Annotated in this window: 9 protein-coding genes; 1 reads left to right on the top strand and 8 read right to left on the bottom strand. The window is 40.4% G+C overall.

All coding sequences use genetic code 11. The annotated features are described in order from the left end of the window. Positions 1–69 precede the first annotated feature (69 nt). A complete protein-coding gene (locus tag B9A22_RS13650; RefSeq protein WP_084576292.1) occupies positions 70–1,323 on the bottom strand; it encodes an MFS transporter in 1,254 nt (417 codons plus the stop codon). A gap of 344 nt (positions 1,324–1,667) precedes the next feature. Here B9A22_RS13650 and B9A22_RS13645 point away from each other — a divergent pair, with 344 nt between their 5' ends. Continuing rightward, positions 1,668–5,885, top strand: coding sequence for a 2-hydroxyacyl-CoA dehydratase (locus B9A22_RS13645; protein WP_084576291.1), 4,218 nt, complete (start codon positions 1,668–1,670; stop codon positions 5,883–5,885). 54 nt (positions 5,886–5,939) lie between these two features. On the opposite strand, the gene B9A22_RS13640 is transcribed toward B9A22_RS13645, so the two are convergent. The 7 genes from B9A22_RS13640 to B9A22_RS13610 form a co-directional block, all read right to left on the bottom strand. Continuing rightward, positions 5,940–7,082, bottom strand: coding sequence for an iron-containing alcohol dehydrogenase (locus tag B9A22_RS13640; RefSeq protein WP_217805955.1), 1,143 nt, complete (start codon positions 7,080–7,082; stop codon positions 5,940–5,942). Between the two features lie 105 nt (positions 7,083–7,187). Beyond that, entirely contained in the window at positions 7,188–7,733 is a 546-nt protein-coding gene (locus B9A22_RS13635; RefSeq protein ID WP_084576289.1) for a hypothetical protein, read from the bottom strand. A 356-nt stretch (positions 7,734–8,089) separates the two neighbouring features. Then, positions 8,090–9,124, bottom strand: a complete 1,035-nt coding sequence (locus B9A22_RS13630; RefSeq protein WP_084576288.1) for a glycoside hydrolase family 18 protein — start codon at positions 9,122–9,124, stop codon at positions 8,090–8,092. Positions 9,125–9,145: 21 nt separating this feature from the next. Next, positions 9,146–11,056: a polysaccharide deacetylase family protein gene (locus B9A22_RS13625; protein ID WP_084576287.1), complete on the bottom strand. Its 1,911-nt coding sequence runs from the start codon at positions 11,054–11,056 to the stop codon at positions 9,146–9,148. A gap of 3 nt (positions 11,057–11,059) precedes the next feature. Beyond that, on the bottom strand, positions 11,060–12,901 hold the full coding sequence (locus B9A22_RS13620) for a glycosyltransferase family 2 protein (RefSeq protein ID WP_084576286.1): 1,842 nt from the start codon (positions 12,899–12,901) through the stop codon (positions 11,060–11,062). 41 nt (positions 12,902–12,942) lie between these two features. After that, positions 12,943–15,597: a polysaccharide deacetylase family protein gene (locus tag B9A22_RS13615; RefSeq protein ID WP_084576285.1), complete on the bottom strand. Its 2,655-nt coding sequence runs from the start codon at positions 15,595–15,597 to the stop codon at positions 12,943–12,945. An 18-nt stretch (positions 15,598–15,615) separates the two neighbouring features. After that, complete coding sequence (locus tag B9A22_RS13610; RefSeq protein WP_245823988.1) at positions 15,616–16,950, bottom strand: nucleotide sugar dehydrogenase; 1,335 nt, start codon at positions 16,948–16,950, stop codon at positions 15,616–15,618. Between the last annotated feature and the right edge of the window lie 12 nt (positions 16,951–16,962).

Here is a 16,962-nt window from a genome sequence, read left to right as displayed (position 1 = left end):
CTCCTTCCATACTTAAAGGCTATCTCCTAAGCGTCCAGGCTTTCGCCTAGATATATCTCATAATAAGTCTCAGCTTATAACATCATCATATCCGATATGTCTGCGCACTCGCGGTATTAACAGCACAGACACTGTCAGCAGCAAAAGCCCTGTTCCGCAAACTGTCATCACCCGGTCAACACCAAGCCAGTCTGACACAAACCCGACGAACATGTAGGAAAGAGGAGCTGTCCCGGCGATTGCGGTTGCCACAAGACCAAAAAAACGGCCCTTGAGTTCCTGAGGCACAGTAAATTGAAACAGCATATTGGCCAATGCCAGCATAGCTGCGAACATGGCTCCCATAACAATCATTGAACCGGCTACCACGTTAGGATGAATACCCATTCCTGAAACTATCATAGCAATAGCGGTAAATGCCAAAACCACTGCATACTTACGGTAAAAATTGCGATACTGCTGCCGAAAACTCATCCCCACTGTCATGACAACAGCGCCAACTGAAAAACACGTTTCCAGTACGGCTACCCAGGTAACGGTCTCGTGCAGCACGTTTTTGACCAGTAATGGAATCATAATAAAGATAGGTAGAATAAAAAAAGCTGAACAGGCATACACGACTCCGAACGCCCTCAACTCTTTATAGTTCCAGATATAAGAAAGGCCTCGCTTCAGTTCCTCCCAGTAGTTCACTTCCCCTTCGGCATTACCCGGTTCAGCTGATAAATCCACTTTGATCAGAAACAGAAACAAGGTACCGCAGACATACAACGCGATATTGAGGTAAAGAGCCTGCAGCATTCCGGCAACCGCAATGACCGATGTGCTCAAGACCGCTGCAATAATATTGGAAAATTCAACGATCGATGACTGTAAAGCAACAGCACTGGTCAATCGTTCCTCATCAACCAGTTTAGCCACTGACGTGCTGATGGAAGCTTCCAACTGGGGCATGAAACAGCACATAGCAAAACTCAAGACAGCCAAAGTCACGAAACCAAGTTTGTCCCCATACATCAGCCAAACGATGACAGCAAGAAAAAAAAGCTGCATACACACGCCGATGATCATGCAGTTTTTTTTGTTGTACCTGTCGATTAACGGTCCGATAAAAGGACTGAGCAGAAAAATCGGCAAAGCCTGCACCGCCATGAGGATCCCCAAGTTCTCGCCGTTCTCGCCCTCTAGGGAAATAACCCACCAGGCAATGGCAATGGCAAAATATCTTGCAGCAACTGCTACCAGTACGCTGCCGGCAATAAAATTACGGAAATCAGGAAACAATACCAGCGGGTGGTCGCGCAATTTGTCAGGCAGTATCAAAGCTTTTCCCCCTCAATTCTTTCTCCATGTAAATAAGCTATTAGTTCGATAATTTATTACAGAAAAAATAGCCATAAATTGCTTTTTTAGTAACTTATGGCTATTTTCTCTGCTTGTTTAATCTAATCCTGCAATATATTACAAAAATTGCTATTCATATCATAGCATCCTTTGAGAACCAATTATGAAATTATTCTGCAACCTTAAAGTTATATTTGAGAAGTAAAGAGCAGATCACTGGGAATAATATAAATCTAATGGCGTTTTTTAACAAAGATTAGTGATGAATGCTAAAATATTAAACCTTGACTTGTGGCTGGTTGATTGTTTGAAAGGAGCCCACTATGGACAGTATGCTACGTATTGGGATTGATGTTGGGTCAACTACTGTAAAGGTGATTGTTCTCGATGGCGAAAACAATATAATATTTAATCAATACTTACGGCACTCGTCAGATATAAAAAATACCCTAAATTCAATATTCGTCAAAGCTCACCCCCTCCTGCAAAATAAGCTTTTATCTGTTATATTTACCGGCTCATCAGGTATCGGCTTATCCAATCGTTTAGAGCTTCCTTTCGTACAGGAAGTAATCGCCTGTACTCACGCGGTAAAACAGATCATCCCTAATACCGATACCGTAATTGAGCTTGGCGGCGAAGATGCCAAGATTACTTATTTGGGTTCCAGCGTGGAACAACGCATGAACAATACTTGTGCCGGAGGGACAGGCGCGTTTATTGATCAAATGTCCACACTCTTACATACTGACCCAGCTGGGTTAAACGAACTTGCCAAAAGCCATAAAACCATCTATCCCATTGCGTCAAGATGCGGCGTGTTTGCCAAAACAGACGTCCAAACCCTGCTTAATGAAGGTATTACCCGCGAAGATATCGCAGCATCAATTCTCCAGGCTATTGTCAATCAGATACTAGGCGGTCTGGCCCAAGGCAGGCCGATAACTGGCAATGTAGCTTTCCTAGGGGGGCCGCTGCATTTCATGTCAGAACTTAGACAAAGATTTATTGAGACGCTAAATTTGCAGCATGAACAGATTATTAGTCCTGAAGGATCGCATTATTTTGTCGCTGTCGGTGCGGCTCTCGCTAAGCAGCAACAGCCCATATCGTATGATTGTCTGCAGGCGCGAACACTTAAGTTATTTGAATTTGAAAACACTAGCACTGAAAAACTTAAACCCCTTTTTACCACAGAGGGCGACTACGAAAAATTTAAGGAACGTCACAATAAAAGCACGGTAAAAAAAAGCGATCTAGCAAGCTATTCCGGCAAAGCCTATTTGGGAATTGACGCAGGTTCCACAACAACAAAATTAGCACTCATCTGTGAGGATGGTAGTCTGCTGTATTCCCACTATGCTAGCAATAGGGGCGCTCCTCTGGCCAGCGTGGTACAAGCGCTAAAAACCCTGTATACAGCAATAACCGACAACATAAAAATAGCTAATTCGGCGGTAACCGGTTATGGCGAATTGCTTATCAAGGAAGCACTTCAAGTCGACATCGGAGAAGTTGAGACTGTCGCGCACTTTAAAGCCGCCAGTTGGTTTCTTCCTGGCGTAGACTTTGTTCTTGATATTGGCGGACAAGATATGAAAAGCCTTATTGTCCGCAATGGAGTAATTGACTCGGTTATGCTAAACGAAGCCTGTTCTGCTGGGTGCGGCTCATTTATTGAAACAGTCGCCCAATCTCTCAATATGAGCGTTGCTGCCTTTGCCAGTCTAGGGATTAAAGCCAAAAATCTTGTAGACCTCGGTAGCCGGTGTACGGTTTTTATGAACTCAAAAGCAAAGCAAGCCCAAAAAGAAGGCGCAGATATTAGTGACATATCTGCCAGCATTTCGGTCTCTATTATTAAAAACGCCCTGTTTAAAGTAATCCGTTTAAAAAGCCCGGCCGACCTTGGACAAAGGATAGTCGTTCAAGGCGGTACTTTTTGTAATGATGCTGTACTCAGGGCATTGGAACAAACACTCGGCCGAGAAGTCGTTCGCCCAGACATTGCTGGCATAATGGGAGCCTATGGTGCAGCGCTAATCGCCCGTGAACGTTGTGGCAACGAACATAATTCAACGTTGATAAATAGTAATGATCTAAATAAATTTGAGATACAAACCACGAACCGACGGTGCGGGATATGCGGTAATAGCTGTTTGGTTACCACCAAAAGCTTTTCCACCGGACAGACCTTTCATTCTGGCAACCGCTGTGAAAAAGGCACTGGAATAAAGAATACGGCTAAAGATGCGTCCAATATTTATTCTTTCAAATACCAACGACTTTTTAATTATATCCCGTTAGCCAAAGAAGCCGCCCCGCGTGGCACACTAGGCATCCCCCGCGTATTAAACATGTATGAAGATTATCCCTTTTGGTTTACATTTTTTACTGAGTTAAGCTATAGGGTTGTTTTGTCTGAGCCTTCTTCACGGCGGCTTTACGAGCTAGGGCTTGACACAATACCTTCAGAATCGGTATGCTATCCAGCTAAACTAGTACATGGCCATATTCTCGACCTCATAAATAAGGGAATTGATAAAATATTCTATCCGTGTATTCCCGTAAATATTAAAGAGGATCTAAGGTCTGACAACTGCTATAATTGTCCGATAGTAACTTCCTATCCGGAAAACATCAATGCTAATATCGACGTTCTACAAACACAAAATATTATTTTCTATCATCCCTTTTTGCCGCTTGATAACCAGGCTAGAATGATTAGTAGACTTATACAAGAGCTATTACCGGAAAAACTGCCGAAAGTGTCAATTATTAAAGCCGTTTATAAAGCCTACGCGGAGCTGGCAAAGTACAAAGATGATGTCCACAAAAAGGGTGAAGATATTCTTGCCGACATGGCCCGCAAAGGGATAAAGGGAATCGTATTGGCGGGACGGCCTTATCATATTGATCCGGAAATTAACCATGGCATACCAGAAATGATACAATCTTTCGGCCTGGCAGTATTATCGGAAGATGCGCTAAACCATTTAGTTCAAGTTGAACGGCCATTGCGCATTGTCGACCAATGGTCCTATCATTCAAGATTATACGCCTGCGCTGCTTTTGTCGCCCAACAGACAAACCTGGAGATAATCCAGCTTAATTCCTTTGGCTGCGGTCTTGATGCCATAATGATTGACCAAATGCATGAAATCCTTGAACCATCCAACAAAATACACACCATTATTAAGTTGGATGAGATGAATAATTTAGGGACGGCCAGAATACGTGTCCGCTCGTTGATTGCCGCAGTAAATGAACGGGCTGGCCTGCTTTTGACTGCCCCCAATACGCCTTCCTATCGATACCAGCGAACGATATTTAGTAAGGAAATGAAACAACACCATACCGTATTGGTACCGCAGATGTCGCCTATTCATTTTCAATTTTTTGAAACCACCCTGAAAAAGTTTGGTTATTGCGGAGCCGTAACTCCCTTAGCTGATAAGGCGGCAATTGATCTGGGTCTCAAGTATGTGCATAATGATGCCTGTTATCCGGCTATCATCGTAGCAGGCCAAGTTCTGCAAGCTCTAAAATCCGGCAAATATGATATAAACAATACTTCCATTATTATGACTCAAACCGGTGGCAGCTGCCGGGCAACCAATTATATCGCGCTCCTCCGTAAAGCGCTGCAAAATGCGCAGTTACCGCAGGTGCCGGTAATATCCCTATCTGCAGGACTAGAAAAAAATCCGGGGTTCAATTTTTCCCTGGCTATGCAGGATAATACGATTATGGCAATGCTTTACGGCGACTTGTTGATGCGTGTATTATACCGGGTCCGGCCTTACGAAAAAGTACCTGGTTCGGCCAATCAACTATACGAGTATTGGGTTAATAAGTGCAAAGATGCGCTATTAACGGGAAGCAAATTTACTTTTATAAAAACTGTGTTTGCGATTGTCCAAGACTTTGACAACTTCGCTATTAACGAAGATATAGTTAAACCCCAGGTAGGGGTAGTCGGAGAGATCTTTGTCAAATACCATGCCACTGCCAATAACCACATTATTGATCTACTAGAAAGCGAAGCAGTCGAGGCTGTTGTGCCGGATTTGACAGATTTCTTTCTCTACTGTGCCTATGATAGAAAAGTGTGCTATGAGCTATTGTCGGGAAATTGGTACAGCATGTTGGGCGGTAATACTTTTATCGCAGCAGTGGAGTTATACCGCTTAAGTATGAGAAAAGCACTAAAAGCAAGCAAACGCTTTCTGCCGCCTTCACCAATCAAAGAAATAGCCGGCCATACTGGTAAACATTTATCACTGGCCAACCAAAGCGGGGAGGGCTGGTTGTTAACAGGTGAAATAGTAGACCTTATTAAGCGTGGTGTAACCAATATCGTCTGTCTGCAGCCGTTTGCCTGCCTGTCTAACCATATTACAGGTAAAGGCATGCTCAAAGAACTTCGACGGTGCTATCCTGGTATAAACCTTATCTCGCTGGACTATGATCCAGGTGCCAGCGAAGTAAACTTATTAAACCGCATTAAATTGATGCTCGCCATTGCTAATGAAAAGTAAAACAAGAAACTCCTTCTCAGCAAAGAGTTTCTTGTTTTACTTTATAGCGACATATCACATTGCTGCTTTATATATATTTATCATGTCTTCCAGGGTGCCTTTCCTAGGGTTGGTTAATCCAGCGATATCCTTTAAAGCGTTTTGGGCAAGGGTATCAAAATCACTTTCCTGTACACCCATCTTTTTTAATCCATCTGGAATATCAATATCAGCAGCAAGCTTTTTAAATAAATCAGCAATCTTCTCCATAGCTTCAGGTTTGCTATTAGCTTTCACACCCATGACTGCGGCAAGTTTCAGCATTTTATGTTCCGGTACTGCTGGGGAATTAAACTCAAATACATAAGGAAGCAATATCCCCTCATAATCGCCATGTAGTTGATTGTAAAATCCGCCCAGTTGGTGCCCTAGCGCATGGCTATACCCCAGCCCCGCATTATTAAAAGCCATGCCTGCCATTACACTAGCGAACATCATCTGTTCTCTTGCTTCCAGATCATGACCATTCTCGTAGGTTCTTTTAAGATAATCAAAAACCAGCTTCACAGCCCCTAGCGCCAAAGAATCACTGATCGGAGAAGCCTCAGTAGACACATAAGATTCTATTGCATGTCCAAGCACATCAATGCCTGAAGCGGCAGTTACTCTTTCCGGCATAGTCACTGCAAACATGGGATCATTAACAGATATGAACGGCGTTATATTCGGAGAAGCAATTGACATTTTTACTTTTCGCGATTCATCTTTTATGATAGCAAACATTGTTACTTCCGAGGCTGAGTACGATGTATTGATAGCGATATGCGGTATAGCTGGTTTGGTTATCTTGTTATAGCCTTCATAATCGATAATTGAGCCGCCGTTGGCAGCCACGGCCGCTATCCCTTTAGCACAATCGTGATTTGTTCCTCCACCAATAGATATAATTAAGCCATATTCTCTTCTGAGTTCCAATTCCTGGGGGAAGTAGGCAAGTCCATCCTCGACAAATGACACGGTTGGATTTGAATGCAAGACTCCATCAAATATATCATAGAAAATAAACAAATTTTTCAAGATCTTTTCGACCTGTTCAACCCAGCCAAAGCTTATCATATTTTTATCAGTAACAATTAATGCTTTGCTTAACTTCCAGGACAATAATTCGTTTGGTAGATCTTTGATTGAGCCAACGCCGATAAGATTAGTTTTTGGCATAAAAAAATTATGTGTGTTTTCCATATAGTCGGTTCCCCCGATTAATCTCTACTTTAAGAAAAACAAATATAATACCAAGGCGTAGTCATATAATAACCGCTGAAGTTACTTTTCATTATTTGCTTTGTCATTATTCTCCTGGGATAATGGCTTGCTGGCCGCTGGTTGCAAGTTTCCTGAAAAACTTGTTCTTTCCGACCGGGCAAACACTCCATCCTGCCACATTTGAAAAACGTACACTATAACGGCTATTACGGACGCGAAAATAAACACTATGTATCCGGCATCGTCAGCGTCAAAGTCCTTAATTCCTTTTCTGGCAAGCCAAGGATAAATAATAAAGGCCAGCACATTATTCATAACTATTTCTGCAGCTACAAATAACCAAACGCGACCATACGTAAATTTCAAACTCCACATAGCAGCTACTGGATAAGCCCCATAAGTGTAGGTGGGCATCACCGCCAGCGGATATGTAGTTTCCCGAATAAGCCACCACCCTTTTGTAATACCTACCTCAGTTACCACTATGCACAAAAGGGTGGCTACTAGACCTGCAGGTAGATAACGTTTTATATCTTCTTTAGGCATAAAGAATAAAGTCAACCAAGGTACAACTAGCGAACCCCACAATATCACTTGATTGCTCATAAATAGCCTCCCTGTATTATCAGTTAGAAAGTATAACTTCCGCCTGGATAAGGGCAACATCGGCTTCCACTGTCGCCAAAGGCTCGGTGCAAGCCGTGTTTTCTTTATCATTTTATAGGTTACCTTACTGCAAAGTATTTATACAAGTAGTAATTGATTTGGTTATTTTGGTGTCCCTGGGGAGTTCTCTTCTACAGAAAATGAGGGTGTCTAAAAAGCTAAATTTAGCTTTTTAGACACCCTCATTTTCTGTTCCCTAAAAACTCTCACGACACGAGCTTTAATATGCTGACTAATTGAAGGCGAACGGTCTCGATTGTGTATTTATAGTCCTCATGTCCTCTCTGCCGATCTGCTTATTTTATTTTTCTGATATCAATATTTCCGCCCAAACGCCACAGGCTGATATTATTTACACCTTCTTCTTTAGCTATAGATATCCAGTAGTTTAAAGTTTCTACATCTGCGTACCAGACTTGATAGGAGACGCCCATATCTTTATAATCAAAAACGATGCATTGGCTTTCTTTATCCCTTTTTGTTTTACTACCATATGTCATTACAAGGGTTTTGGCTTCCGTTTCTGTCAGAAAGCGTTTTGTACCGTCATCACCCCACAGGCAACCGCCTGTTGAAAATGCTACCGACTTTTCACCCGGTAAATCTTTCATCCGAATTACTGTTTTTTTGATAAATTCCTTATTAGCCTTTGGACCTGGATCACTATGCAATCCGTACAGGTTATAAAGCATGACTACATATTCAGGTCCTTTGAAAAAATTGGCGGAAGAGAATGGCATACTCGGTTCCAGTATAATTCTGAGTTTTAAATTGTTTTCCTGGGCTTTTACATAAAGTTTATCAACGAATTTCAAAAAGAACTGTCCAATTTTTTCATCTTTCCATATTCTTTCATAATCAATCTCAATACCGTCATATTTGCCTTCCAAAGTCAGAGTAATGATTTCATCAATATGTCTTTCCATAGTCGCAGTATTGGAAAATATTGCGCGAAGAACTTCTGTGTCTTTCATTACAAGCGATCCGTCAAAATTCTGCTTATCATTAACAAATGTAAGATATGTTTCATATTTTCTTTTTTCCGCTTTTAATTTCCTTTGTTTATCACTGAGTTCTTGAGGAATGAAAATGCGACCATGTGGATCAAAATATGCGCCAAAATAAGAAAGTTTATCTAGCTTCTTAGCTATCCTTTGCAAGTCTTTTTCGCCTGCATCTAACTCCCAATAAGCTAACCATGCCGAGCTTCTGATTACTTCTTTTGCGTCTGCCGTACCCGCCAGGTGACTATTACTATTGCAGCCTGTCAAGATGACAAGAACAGATGCCAATAACACTACTTTGAAAATTTTACAAACTATGCTGCTCACGCATTTGCTCCTCCCAACTGATTACAAGTTTGCGACAAAAAAACTAATAATGGCTTCCCATAGCTGTTTCACTTTAAGTTTGGCGGCATCAATACCTTCCAACCTACTATCAAATAAAATTCTTTCCTTTTCTTCTCCGGTGTTTTCAGTAATGATTAGTTTTTCAAATACGCCGTCATATACATCATCTGCCAAATTTCTTTGACTCCAACCATAACCACCCCATGAAGTTTCAAGGAAAACAGCTCCCGCTTTCGTATCAGTTACTTGCAGATCCGCTACGGCCTCTTTGCCATCTACTATAACACTCATCTTATCTCCTTTAAGAGATAATGATACCACACGGTCACCTTGCGCATTAACGCTGAGTTCAGGTATATATCCTGCTGCCCCCTCTGCCACTGTAGGAACTACTTCCTGTTCTTTATTTTGTAGTTGTTTGGCGTAAATCTTCGCTTTCTCGACCGAGTCGGCATATTGTAGAAAAGTTTCTAGCGCGCGCATTTCAGCAGCTTTTTTATCCTCAGGGATGGATAAACTTTCTTTACCATCATGTTGATCTAAGTTTAACTTAAATAATTCCTTTTCGACACCGCTAATTTTTTCCGTAACATATAGAACATTATTGAGAATATGTACAGATAAGAATCTGTTTAAGGCTTCATCTGCCCGAAGGTACATTCTCTGCAAACCAAGTCTATTGCCCTTTAGTCTTACGGAAAGTTTTATATCTTCAAAATCATTACTGTTCTTTAAGCGCAGTAGACCTTTGTCTTTTGGCAAAGAGGTCAAAATTATGGTCTCTTCTTGAATTTCCAATGCCCCTTTAAGGGTTTCCCATGCCTTTTGTTTGTTCAAATTGCCTTTGACAAATCCCAAGTCTTGATTATTGTCGTATTTAATCCGCATCAACAAGTGATTGGTATACCAATAGGCCTGGGGCTGCATCCGCGTTAAATCATAGATACTGCTGTTTCTCTGATTGAAAGAAAACCCTTCCCTGTTAAAGTTCATTTTAAACAATGCTTTACTCCAATATTCGTTCACAGCACTTACTTTATCATTATTGCCGAACTTGCCTGTATTGGAGTGCATGAGTATATACATTGCAGGTAGGTAGCCAATGGATTGGGTATAAATATCTCTAACGGCTTCATAATCGTGTGAGATACGCTCTTTCATCTTGGTATGGCTCTCTTTGGGAACACCGTATTCATCACGTATATAATCCATTAAATAGTGATTGTATTTTCGGCCTAAGTAAGGCGCAACTCTGGCATGTTCCAGTGGATCTAATTCTCCCAAATAATTATCGTATCGGTCATATACATTAATAAATGCGAGCCTGTATCCATTGGTACCCATTTCCCAAAAAGTCGTTTTTTCAAGTTCTTGTAGTTCTTCGGGCATTAAGAATTTAGGGTCTTTTTTTTCAAACTTTTCGGGATAGGTCAACATTGTTGCTTTAAAATTCAAGTCTTCCAATATTTTTTGCGAAAAAACAGCAGTATCTCTTCTGCCGTCTTCAAAGATCAAAAACAATGATTTTTCTGGCAGGTCTTGGCCCGCTTGGTAGTAGTTTAAAATATCTTGCTGGGTGACAGTTACATAGCCCAGATCTTTTAGCGCTTGCAAATGTTCATGTAATCTCCCCACACCAATTACATTTTGATTACCAATTCTCTCTACACCAAAGTAGGCAAGTGCAACAAATCCTTTATCTCCTGAAATTCTTGTATTCTGTTCTGTATAAGGTTTATATGTTTTAAAGGTAGCCAAGGTGGCTATAGCTACAGCAATTATTATAAGGATGATCATCAGTTGTAACACTACACCTATCGCTTTGTTTCTGTCTTTGCGGTCGGTAAATCTCGCATATATGGAGCTTTTTCTGTTTTTGCGGGCAATGAGTTTTTCAGTTGGTTGTATCATCAGCTATACCCCCAATTGAATTTTGCGATTCTTTTTAGACGCTTCCGCAAGATCCGCCGGAGTCATCCGTGTTCCCCAAGTAGTTTTCCAAAAGGTAACCCAAGCAATGGGCATTTGCCATAAAAGTATGGCTTCATAATATACACAGAACCAAAACCCGTAAATCCATGTTGAGCTTTTTCTAAGAAATAATTGGGCCATACTCATAAGCAAGGCCATCAAAAAAATACCAATGATAAAAGTAAGCGGAAATACTCTGTGCATCAACGGAATGTAAACAAGATTATAAATGACGATGATCGGTGCCAGAATCGGTACTATCATACCCATATAAAAAGACAATGACATAAAAGGTTCTTTTTTCCACATAAACATGGCTGCAATGAGTGATTCTCTCAGCCACGACCGCTTCCAGCGCATTTGCTGTTTCAAAAAAACTCTATATTTGTTCGGCACAATAGTAGTACATATTGCCGTATCTTGGTACACGGTACGGTTATTTCTTAAGATGAAATTCGTCATACTCCGGTCATCGCCAAACGTGGCTTTCTCTCCTAAGAACTTTTGATTCAGCCACGCATCCATATATTTGACAACTAAGTCTTTCCTATAACAAGCAAGCGGCCCTGACAAGCAGGTAACGGCATCAAAATAACTCTCTGCTGCTTTCATGATCCGAAAGGCAATATAATATCGGACAGCCTGCATTTTCGTAAGTGCATTGGTATACGTGTTCGCAACATCAGTTCTACCGGACACACCTCCCATTTTGGTGTCTTTGAAAGGTTGAACAATATTTCTAATAGCAAAGGGATCTAAAAAACTATCTGAGTCGACAAAAACTACCAATTCATGTTGCGCCATTAGTGTTCCTTTAGCCATCGCTTCCCGCTTGCCTGCGTTTTGCTCCTGACGGAAATATTGGAGCCTTGTTTCTACCTCATAACGTTTTTCTTTGATCTTCAATTCTTCTACTATTTCTTTAATTTTTTCAATAGAGCGGTCATTAGAACAATCATCTATTACAATAACCTCCAGCTTATCAATTGGATAGTCCTGATTGATGCAGCTTATAATCGTTCTTTGTATCCATTCTTCTTCATTAAAACAAGGAATAATAATACTAACACCTGGTATAAAGTCGTTGTCAATAGGTACAGGCCGATAAAAAACAGCGAACAAATACCGGCTCAGTAAAAAGGTAGCAGCGATAATGCTATACATATACAATATTTTATTGAATTTAAAATATAGTACACTTTCTGCCCTCATCAGTATAATACAGGCACTAGTAATGAATAGGAACAATGAAGCTACCGACAACATATACCAGTTTTTTTTCTTGGTTGCAAACTGCGCGAGTGATTCTAAAAATGCTACTCCACACCGGATTTTTCCCTCTGCAGTTTTATCAAGCCGCATAAATTTAGCTGCAATGTCGACTTTCATCTCATATCCTTCAGGCATGGAACCGGGTGTAATGTTGAACTTCAAGCGAATTCGCTTTGCTTGGCTCAAATCCTGAGCAATTTCGTGGGAAACTTCTATTAACATTCCTGTTGTCGAGATATCCACACCTTTTCCGGAACATTTCACCATTTTCCCCGCCAAAACATACTGGATTGAAACCTCATAATCAATAAAATACCGTTTGCCCATGTTTTCAGATTCTATCCGCTTGGTAAGGTCGTTGGCTTCCTCATTACTACCTTTAACCCGGCGCCTGTCTACATTGGTACGCATACCTTCTTTGTCAGGTACTTTCGAAAGCAGCCTACGGTCAGGTTTAGCAGCAAGCAAGATATCTTCTTTCTCTTTTTTAACTTGCTGAAATAATATATCCACAGCCCACTTCCCTGCAATTTAATGTTTTTGCTTCTGTATTTTTACTTCCCAATGTTAACTGAGCTATGTAATGTTCTCAGTGTTTTTTTTCGATTTATTTGAGAATACCCCTCTATTAAATAGTCAGATAACCTGCCAACTTTAAACTTCGATGGATCAGAATCCGCCTTGGCTGTATTTGCCGTCAGCAAAATATCCAACGCTATTGGAGTGTATACAGATCCATCTGTCATATGCATAACCAGGATGGCACCTTTTTGCACTTCACCGTCGTTTGTGTAAACACCGCCTTTGAGCGCTTCTACAATTTCAGTAACATTTTTGGCTTGATAATCATTTGTGCTGGTCGAACCGGAAATAATATATTCGTAACCGGTTTCAAACAACGTTTCAGCACCCATCTTGCTGACTGCCAGCGTGGGCGGGCGGAAAAATCTGGTCAAAACCGGTTGGCCATTAAAAGTTACATCTCCTATAACATCTCGTAATTTTTGATAAGATGTGGCCAGGTCTTTGAGATATTCTTCTTTGTCTTGCGTTTTGACATAATGGTTTGTTTTCGGATCAAGCACAGCCATCGGTTTATGCTTATCCGAATGACTGGCGATTTCATGCCCTTCCTGGGCAATGGTCCGGAGCAGATTTGGGTTATTCAATACATTGTTCGTGAGGATAAAGAATGTCCCCGGTACATTATGCTTGCGCAGAATATACAGCAATTTATTAATTGCTGCATCTGACCCCCAATCATCGAAGGTAAAAAAGATAACATTATCTTTGGTATGTACGTAGCCGCTTTTATCAAGACGCCGTTCATCCATTTTTGAAAATCCGATCATCCGGTCTTCTATGTTAACATTTTTGTGCCCAATATAGCGTTTAGCGGTTTCTGATAAGAAATTGTGACTATCAATAGCTATTTCCGGCCCATCAGTTCTTACATGGGGCGGAACCTTTTGCAGGTCTACCGGATATTGATAAATAAACTTCGTATTATTAAGAAGTTCACCAACCGGCTTAATCGTAAACTGCGAATTATTGGCCCGATTATTAATGGGATTATCATAGAATGTCGCATAGGCAATATTATCTATTTTGCTTTGTTTGATTGATTCCATCAAACCGCCGATAATCTGGTCATCTGTATAAAAATCCATTTTAAAATAAATGATTTGCCCACGGGCTAATGAAACCATGCTTTTGCGAAAAATTTCTGCCATAATCTTATCTGCAGAGGTATACTCTTTGTGTTTGGTCTGTACAATATTAATAGATTGACCAATCAGTTTACACTCTAGACTTCCAACAGCTTCTTTTGTTGTATCTGATACAGCACCTGTTAGTTGCTTTACCAAATTTGTAGACACTCCAAACTGCTCTTTCAGTATGCGAGATGAACGTATAATGCTCTTGCGGGTTTCATCAAAGCTCTCCCCAGCCTTCGGTCTTATGGCAATACCGATTTCATGCCCATTTGCAATGATTTTTCGCAATGTTTGAGGATACTTTTTCATTTCTATTTCCGCCACAAAGAAGGTTGCTTTAATGCCAATGTTATTCAATCTTTCGAGTACATCATCTACTACTAATTCTTTAGTCAATCCGCCAAATGTGTAGGAAAGTGCCTGCTCTGTGGTGAAAATCATCTTGATTTCATCAGCTACAGGCTGTTGTACGTTTTCAGCCGCATAGGCTGTCTGATAGCTAAATAAAGCCATGATTTGTTCTTGTAGGAAAGAAGCTGTTTTTGCCAAAATAGCAACATTGTTGCCATCGTCTGGCCCCAAGGCTGTTTTACTATTATTTTTCGCGAAATCTTCCACATATGCTGTACTATATTTGGCCTTCTGAAGCGCAATTAACAGTTTTTCTACAGCCTCGACAATCTCTTTTTCTCCCAAGCCTGCCTGTTGCGGCATTTCTTTTAAACCCGGTTGTTTATCTATTGCCGGTTTCAGATCTGTTTTTCCCTGTTCAGTTGCAATCGGTTCAATATTGGCTTTTAATTTGGCAGACACAATACTTCCCGGTCTAATAGTTGCAACAAAGGCGTCCGCTCCATTTAGGGCGTTTATTTGTTTAACATTTAAAAAAATATCACTTTGTACAACACTGCTAAAACCGCAGGCCTTGGCGACTTGAAGCACTTGATCCGTATATTTGGTATCATTACATTTTAGCAGATTTGGTCCTTGATCTGTGTTCACTTTAATGATTTTTTTGGCACGACAAAAATCATTAACTAATCTTTCCACAGGTACAGCTTCCATCTTATCCATGCCTAACAGTGTATAATTTTCAATTCTCTGCCCTGCGTTTTTAATATCTGTCAACGTTTCTGGATCCTCGATAGCCTGCAGTCCATCTGCGAAAAATGTCGCCTTGACATTGTACTTTTTCAATAAGCCCAGTATCTGTTGTATGGTAGTACGATCTGTTAGTCCGTCAAAAGTCAATGCAATATGACGGAAACCACTCTTATCGCCTTTAACGATAGTGGCTTTTTCTTGACTTTTTTTCAGCTGCGCTAAGGCTTGCGCAACTTCCTCATCCGCATTATAGGGATTTTCCATGGTTATATTAGTCCGATACTCCCTTACTGGTTGAGTCTTAAAAAAATCATTGTAGAAAAATACCACAGTCAAAGAAATTCCTATTATAAGAACTAGTGCTAATGCAATCGTCCGGCTTTTCACGTATATCACCTCCTATAACTAAAGGCTCCAGTAAGAATAAACCTTTTCATCTATTGTTTTTGGTTCAATTATATTTTTGATATCAATAATCACATGTTTAGATTGATTCTTTTTCTGTTTGAACATCCTTTCGATATCTGCTGCCCCTAAATCCTTAAACTGCTGATGCCCTACTAAAAATACTAGACAATCGGCATTGCAAACATCTTTTATTTCTACAAGCTCACTATCCAGTTCTCTTTTGAATTCTACTTTATCAACGACCGGATCAACCACTCTTACTTTGATTCCATAGACAGCTAGTTGTTTACAAACATCCACAGCCTTTGAGTTGCGCATATCGGGACAATCTTCCTTGAAAGTTATTCCCATAATATAAATGCTGGATTTCTTAACATCGTTACCTGACTGAATCATTTTTTTTATTACATTATCAGCAATAAAAGTTGCCATGCTGTCATTGACTTTTCTACCAGCGGCAATTATTTGCGAGTGATACCCCAGCACCTCGGCCTGATACATAAAATAATATGGATCAATACCAATACAATGCCCGCCTACTAAGCCTGGATAAAATCCCAAAGCATTCCACTTGGTATTCATAGCATCAATAACTTCTTTTGTATTAATTCCCATTCGATCAAAAATCATGGCCAATTCATTCATAAAAGCAATATTAATATCCCTTTGGGCATTTTCAGACAACTTTGCAGCTTCCGCTACTTTAATACTGGGTGCTTTATATACACCGGCATGAATAATTAGCTCATAAACAGCCGCAATATTTTCCACTGTTTCTTCGTCCATGCCGGAAACAATTTTTTTAATATTATCCAATCTATGCACTTTATCGCCGGGATTAATTCTTTCTGGGGAATAACCGACTTTGAAGTCTTTGCCGCAAAGCAGGCTGGATTCTTTTTCTAAAATAGGTATACAAATATCTTCTGTCACACCCGGATACACTGTGGATTCAAAAACAACAATACTGCCTTTTGATAGATTTTGCCCTATTATTTTGCTAGCTTCAACAACAGGTGCCAAATTCGGTGTTTTATCACCATTGATAGGCGTCGGAACAGCAACTATAATCACTTTAGCTTCTTGTAATCTTGCTGGATCTGTAGTAAATTCCAATGTTGTGTTTTGGATTTTCTCATCACCAATTTCATGAGTAGGATCAATTCCCTTTTTATAAATATTGATTTTTTCTTGATTGATATCAAACCCCAGCGTTTTGATTTTCTCAGCAAATGCAACGGCGATAGGCAAACCTACATAGCCAAGACCTACTACTGCCAGGAAATCTTTTTTTGTCCGTATTCTGTCAAATGTTTCTAGCTGCATTCCCATTCACCTACTTAG

It is taken from the genome of Sporomusa malonica, assembly GCF_900176355.1.
GTDB classification, from domain to species: Bacteria; Bacillota; Negativicutes; order Sporomusales; family Sporomusaceae; genus Sporomusa; species Sporomusa malonica.
This window is presented reverse-complemented; position numbering and strand designations above follow the sequence as displayed.

Coding starts and splice junctions, on each gene's coding strand:
- B9A22_RS13645 (WP_084576291.1), top strand. CDS start 1,668: ATGGACAGTATGCTACGTATTGGGATTGATGTTGGGTCAACTACTGTA.
- B9A22_RS13640 (WP_217805955.1), bottom strand. CDS start 7,082: ATGCCAAAAACTAATCTTATCGGCGTTGGCTCAATCAAAGATCTACCA.
- B9A22_RS13635 (WP_084576289.1), bottom strand. CDS start 7,733: ATGAGCAATCAAGTGATATTGTGGGGTTCGCTAGTTGTACCTTGGTTG.
- B9A22_RS13625 (WP_084576287.1), bottom strand. CDS start 11,056: ATGATACAACCAACTGAAAAACTCATTGCCCGCAAAAACAGAAAAAGC.
- B9A22_RS13610 (WP_245823988.1), bottom strand. CDS start 16,950: ATGGGAATGCAGCTAGAAACATTTGACAGAATACGGACAAAAAAAGAT.